At 67.6% G+C, this 5,632-nt stretch carries 6 protein-coding genes and 1 tRNA gene; 1 reads left to right on the top strand and 6 read right to left on the bottom strand.

What is annotated here, in order from left to right; translation table 11 throughout:
- The 4 genes from JWN21_RS04485 to cpdR form a co-directional block, all read right to left on the bottom strand.
- Positions 1-348, bottom strand: a 348-nt coding sequence (locus tag JWN21_RS04485) for an FAD binding domain-containing protein (RefSeq protein ID WP_299646652.1), incomplete at its 3' end; no start/stop codon positions are given.
- Positions 345-998, bottom strand: a complete 654-nt coding sequence (gene paoA / locus JWN21_RS04480; protein WP_299646650.1) for an aldehyde dehydrogenase iron-sulfur subunit PaoA — start codon at positions 996-998, stop codon at positions 345-347. The genes paoA and JWN21_RS04485, both read right to left, overlap by 4 nt.
- A 256-nt stretch (positions 999-1,254) precedes the next feature.
- A tRNA-Val gene (locus tag JWN21_RS04475) sits at positions 1,255-1,329 on the bottom strand.
- Between the two features lie 215 nt (positions 1,330-1,544).
- Positions 1,545-1,919, bottom strand: a complete 375-nt coding sequence (cpdR, locus tag JWN21_RS04470; protein WP_299646648.1) for a cell cycle two-component system response regulator CpdR — start codon at positions 1,917-1,919, stop codon at positions 1,545-1,547.
- A 94-nt stretch (positions 1,920-2,013) separates the two neighbouring features.
- Here cpdR and JWN21_RS04465 point away from each other — a divergent pair, with 94 nt between their 5' ends.
- Positions 2,014-2,856 carry an N-formylglutamate amidohydrolase gene (locus JWN21_RS04465; protein WP_299646646.1) on the top strand — a complete coding sequence of 281 codons (843 nt, stop codon included), beginning with the start codon at positions 2,014-2,016 and terminating at the stop codon, positions 2,854-2,856.
- Between the two features lie 344 nt (positions 2,857-3,200).
- On the opposite strand, the gene JWN21_RS04460 is transcribed toward JWN21_RS04465, so the two are convergent.
- Positions 3,201-3,989, bottom strand: coding sequence for a SapC family protein (locus tag JWN21_RS04460; RefSeq protein WP_299646644.1), 789 nt, complete (start codon positions 3,987-3,989; stop codon positions 3,201-3,203).
- A 91-nt stretch (positions 3,990-4,080) separates the two neighbouring features.
- The gene (locus JWN21_RS04455; RefSeq protein ID WP_299646642.1) at positions 4,081-5,499 is read right to left on the bottom strand and encodes an FAD-binding oxidoreductase; all 1,419 of its coding nucleotides are present in this window, start codon (positions 5,497-5,499) and stop codon (positions 4,081-4,083) included.
- Between the last annotated feature and the right edge of the window lie 133 nt (positions 5,500-5,632).

Here is a 5,632-nt window from a genome sequence, read left to right as displayed (position 1 = left end):
GCGCTGAAGGAGGTTGCCGGCCGTCGACGCCTTGTTGCGGAGCTGGCCCGACGCGCCGGCCACGATCGCGCGCGTCAGCACGCCATAGTGGCGCCGGACGCGCTGGTCGGCGGCCAGATTTGTATTCGTGACCAGCGCACCGATCCGGAGACCGCCGTCTCGGGTCTTCTCGATCTTGTCGAAACCCAGATCCTGGATGTCGACGAGGTGGGTTGGCGTTTCCACCTCGATCTTCATCAGGTCGAGCAGGTTGGTCCCGCCCGCGATGAACTTGGCGCCCTGATGGCTGGCGACCGCGCGAGCGGCCGTGACGGCGTCGGTCGCGCGCTCGTAGGTGAATGCCCTCATGCCCGACCTCCCTTGGCAGCGCCGCCCGCGACCTCTGCCACCGCCTCGGCGATGTTGGAGTATGCGCCGCACCGACAGATATTGCCGCTCATCCGCTCACGGATCTCCGTGTCCGTGACGCGCGGCCGCTGCGTCAGGTCGCTTTGCACATGGCTGGGAACGCCGCGTTTGATCTCGTCGAGTACCGCCACCGCCGAGCATATCTGCCCCGGCGTGCAATAGCCGCACTGATATCCATCGTGCTTCACGAACGCGGCCTGCATTGGGTGCATCTTGTCGGGCGTGCCCAGGCCCTCGATCGTGGTGATGGCGTCGCCCTGGTGCTGGACGGCGAGGCTTAGGCAGGAATTGATGCGGAGCCCACCGACCAGGACCGTGCACGCACCGCACTGGCCGTGGTCGCAGCCCTTCTTGGTGCCCGTCAGGTGCAGATGCTCGCGCAGCGCGTCCAGCAGGGTCGTACGCGGATCGAGATCGAGCTCGCGACGCTCGCCATTGACCGTAAAGCGCACCGGCATCGTCGGCGCAGCCTTGGCCTGGACAGGGAACTGCGTCGCCGCCGCGATCGGCGTTGCGGCGGCAACGGCGGTCACCGCGCCGCCCGCGAGAATGCCGCGACGCGACAATTCGAAATGAGATTTGTCCGGCATCGCCCGCATATTCCCGCTTGCCCGACAAGAAGTCGGGTTCTTGATGTGCTCCGCCGTCCGGCGGCATCCTCTCCATAACGCGGCAACGGGGAAATCGTCCCGGCTATCCTGCTCGACAAAGCGGTGACGCCTCATTGTCCCCGATCAGACGTCGGCCCAGGTCACAGGCATGCCGAACTCCGGACCCCACTGGCATGCAGAGGGACCGCCCGGGCATCAAAAAGCCCGCCAACTCGTTGAGCTAGCGGGCCTTTGATGGTGGGCGTGGCAAGGATTGAACTTGCGACCCCTGCGATGTCAACACAGTGCTCTACCACTGAGCTACACGCCCACACCGGAGGAGGGCTTAGCCGCGCCTTCCCATTCGCGCAAGCGCCTGGCGCCAATCGCCTCTGCAACCCCGCTCGCAGGTCGCGCTGTTGTCATTCTACCGCGAGCTACGTGGGAGCGGCGGGGTTAGATGCTTACGCCCCGACCAATAACGCCCGAGACACAGGCGGCCACCGATCCGATTAATGGGCCGGCTCTGCAGAAGGTGCCAGCGGCCTAGAGTTCGCCGAAGCTGACACCCTGAAACATACGGTCGACCTCCAGCACCAGGTCCCTCAGGTGGAATGGTTTAGACAGCACGCGAGCATGGGGAACGGCCTTGCCCGCCTTCAGCGTGACTGCGGCGAAACCCGTGATGAACATGACCCGCATGTCGGCCGCCATCTCGCCGGCGCGCTGGGCGAGTTCGATGCCGTCCATCTCCGGCATGACGATGTCGGTCAGCAACAGGTCGAAGCGCTCGGTCTGCAGCAGCGGGATCGCCGCCGTACCGCGATCCACCGCCGTCACCGCATAGCCGGACCGCTCCAGCGCGCGCGTCAGGAACTCGCGCATGATCTGGTCGTCCTCGGCCAGCAGTATTCGGATCATCATCGCCCCTTTCGCACGGGTTCGACTATGCGCTGTTCGGTAAACAAAGCCCATAGCGTTGCCGGCCAGTGCGGGCGCGCGTAGCGTCCCGCGCATGGACAGCACGGGCTTCGAGATATGGGGAGCCGATCCGCCCGCCAGCCCGGTGATGATCTCCGTCGCGCATGCCGGGCGCGACTATCCCGTGGCGTTACGCGCCGCGCTGCGGGCGCCGCTGGCCGCGTGCGTGGGGCTGGAGGATCGGCACATCGACGCGGTGGCACTTGCTGCCAGAGGTGCCGAAACCACCCTGATCCAGCGCCGGGCGCGCGCGTGGATCGATCTCAATCGTGGCGAGCACGAGCGCGATCCACAGGTGGATGAGGGCGCACCGCCACTTCCGCCCGGTACCACGAAGGTCAGCAGCGGCCTGGGCCTGGTGCCGCGCCGTGTTGCGCCGGCGGGCGAGTTGTGGCGACGGCGGTGGAGCGATGCGGAGGTGCGAACGCGCCTCGACACCGACCACCGCCCCTTTCATCAGGCGCTGGCGGACCGGCTGACGGCTGTTCGGCGACGTTGGGGGGTGGCGGTTTTGCTCGACGTTCATTCCATGCCGCCGCTGACAGGTGCCGCGGCGGGAACACGCGTGGTGCTGGGGGATCGCTTCGGGCGCGCCTCCGCCGCGCGTTTCGTAGCGCGGGTCGAGGCGGTCGCGTCGGCCGCCGGGCTGCCGGCCGCGCTCAATACCCCCTATGCGGGCGGGCACATCCTCGATCGGCACGGACAGCCATCCGCTGGCGTGCACGCGATCCAGCTTGAGCTCGACCGATCGCTGTACCTTGATCGGGCGCTCGATCGGCCCGGACCGGGGCTGGCGCGGATCGCGGCGATGGTTCGGCAGATGCTGGCGGCGCTTGCCGACGAGGCAGTGGGTGCGATGCCGTTGGCGGCGGAGTAGACAGGACGAGCAGCGCCGCCGCGAAGCCGCGCCTTGTCGTCGAACGGGTTCGCTAACGCGACCCGCCGGCCGTGCTTGCCGGTCTCGCGCCTGGCTTCGCTAGGTGCGTGCCGGCTGCGCGAAAAAAAACCACCCCGTGCAATAACGCACGAGGTGGCCAAGGTTCAGGGAGGAACACGCCCGGGAGGGGGTCCACTGGGCGTGTCATACGATGTCGCGAAAGGGGAACGCGAAGCATCGTACGGGTAGTAAATGGGCGAGCCGCCAGATGGTTCAATGCTCGTGCCGATTTTTCTTCAGCACCGCATTTCAGCGGACCGTCCGCTCGTTCGATCGGCTTTCGGTCAGACCGTCGGCAGCACGGGCTGCGGGTTCTTGCCCAGCTGTACCTGGCGCGCGAACACCTCCCGCATCAGACTGAGCGAGAAGAGGTGCGCGTACAGCAGCGGCAGCATGCCCGACTGCGCGATCTTGCGCAGCTGGTCGCCGCGCATCCCCTGCAGCTTCTCCTCGTTGACCATCTGGAAGCCGCGATAGATGAACGGCTGAGCGGCGCCGTCGGGCTGGATCGAGACCTCGCCGTCCATCAACAGCTCCTGCTCGCGCAGCTCGTTCATGAAATTGTGCGTGCGCTGACCGGCCTGTTCGAACGATTCGTTGAACGTGAGGATGTTCTTGGTCAGCTCGCTGGGGTCCTTGCCCACGAACAGCGGCTCGCCGCGCGCGTCATCCTCCTCGCCCTCGAACTTGCCCAGCGCGTCGGCGGTGGGGTCGAAGCACAGCGACAGCTCGGTCGCCTCCGGACGCAGCTTGGCAAGCATGAAGGGATAGCGGCGGACATAGGCGGGGACATAGAAGCTGTTCTCCGTCAGCTTGCCCTCGTCGTCGACGAACACGTTGACGCCCTCGTTCAGCCCCATCAGCGCGAGCGGAATGGCATCCTCGCCGACCGAGAACACGATCGGCATGTGGCGCTGCACCAGCGGGAACTCGTCGACGGTGATGGGGATCGCATGCTGACCGGCAAGGAACGGAGCCTTGTCCTGGATCTTCATGCGGAAATCGGCGTGCGTCTCGCTCGAAAGCGGCTCGAGCCCCTTGTAGAACAGGGGAAGCTGGGGCGCACTGGCCATGACTGTTCTCTCCAATATTCGAACGGCGGGCCATGCAGGCCCGCCGGGAAGGCGTTTGCTTTATTGACGCACGGCAAGGCGCGCAAGGGCGTCACGGCCCAGCGGGCGGGACAATCAGCTTGCCGGGATTGAACAGTCCCAGCGGGTCCAGCCCCCGCTTGATTCCGGCAAGCGCGGCCATCCGCGCGGGGCTCGACAGGCGCGCCAGCTCGTCGCGCTTCATCTGCCCGATGCCGTGTTCCGCCGAGATCGAACCGCCCGCCGCGACGACGAGGTCGTGAACGAAGCGGGTCGCGGCCGGCGCTTCCTCCGCATACCAGCGTTCGGGCAATGCCCCGCTTGGCGCGCGGACATGGAAATGCACATTGCCGTCCCCCAGATGGCCGAAGCCAGACGCCCGGGTGCCCGGGAAGCGCGCCTCGCAGGCGGCGGCGGCGGCGATCAGAAAGGCGGGCATCGCGTCGACCGGGACGGAGATGTCGTGCTGCGTCGCCGGCCCTCGCGCGCGCTCGGCCGCCGAAATCGCATCGCGCAGGGTCCAGAACGCCTCCGCCTGCGCCTCACTGGCGGCGATCGTGACGTCCGTGACCAGCCCGGCGTCGAGTGCCCCGCCAAGCAGCGCCGCCAGCAGCTCGCCCGGTACTTGATCGCTGGGCTCCTCGGCGACCGCTTCGATCAGCACATGCCAGGGGTGCTCGCCCACCAGCGGTGCGCGAGCATAGGGCAAGTGCGCGAGCACGGCCGCGAGCGAACCATGCGGCAGCAGCTCGAAGCTCTCGATCGCGGCGGTGCGTGCCTCCATCATCCGCAAAAGCCGCAGCGCCGCCGCCGGGTCCGCGACGCCGACCCACGCGACCGCGCGCTCGATGATCGCGGGCACCAGTCGCAGGGTCGCGGCGGTGACGATCCCCAGCGTCCCTTCCGCGCCGATCAGCAGCTCCTTCAAGTCGTACCCGCGATTGTCCTTCTTCAACGCCGCCAGCCCATCATGCACCGACCCGTCGGGCAGCACCGCCTCGATCCCTGCGACCAGGCCGCGCATCGTGCCGTGACGCAGCACCTGCGTTCCGCCGGCGTTGGTGGAGACGAGCCCGCCGATGGTGGCGGAGCCCCGCGCGCCCAGCGTCAACGGAAAGCGCCGCCCCCGCGCCACGGCCGCATCGTGCAGGTCGGACAGGATCACGCCCGCCTCCGCGATCGCCAGCCCGGCTTCGGTATCGACCGAGCGGATGCGGTTCAGCCGACGCAGCGACACGATCATCGCGCTGCCGTCCGCAGGCGGTGTGGCGCCACCCACCATCGAGGTGTTGCCCCCCTGCGGCACCAACGCCACGCGGTGCGCCACGGCGGCAATGACGATGGCGGCGACCTCCGCGGTGGTCTCGGGCTGGAGCAGCACCGGGGAGGCGCCATGATAGCGCCCGCGCCAGTCGTGCAGCCATGGTTCGATCAGGCCGGAGTCGGTCACGATCGTGCGCACGCCCACCGACCCGGCGAGCGCCCCAAGCATCCCACTTTGGGACGCGGCAAGTCGGGAGTTCTCAGCCAAAGTTCATCACGTGTTCAACGCCCGTCGCTATTGCGCCGATCTCCATGCCGCACGCCCGCTCCTTCGTCACGCTGCTTGCGCTCGCCGCGGCACC

It is taken from the genome of Sphingomonas bacterium (assembly GCF_028292945.1).
Taxonomy (GTDB): Bacteria; Pseudomonadota; Alphaproteobacteria; order Sphingomonadales; family Sphingomonadaceae; genus Sphingomonas.
This window is presented reverse-complemented; position numbering and strand designations above follow the sequence as displayed.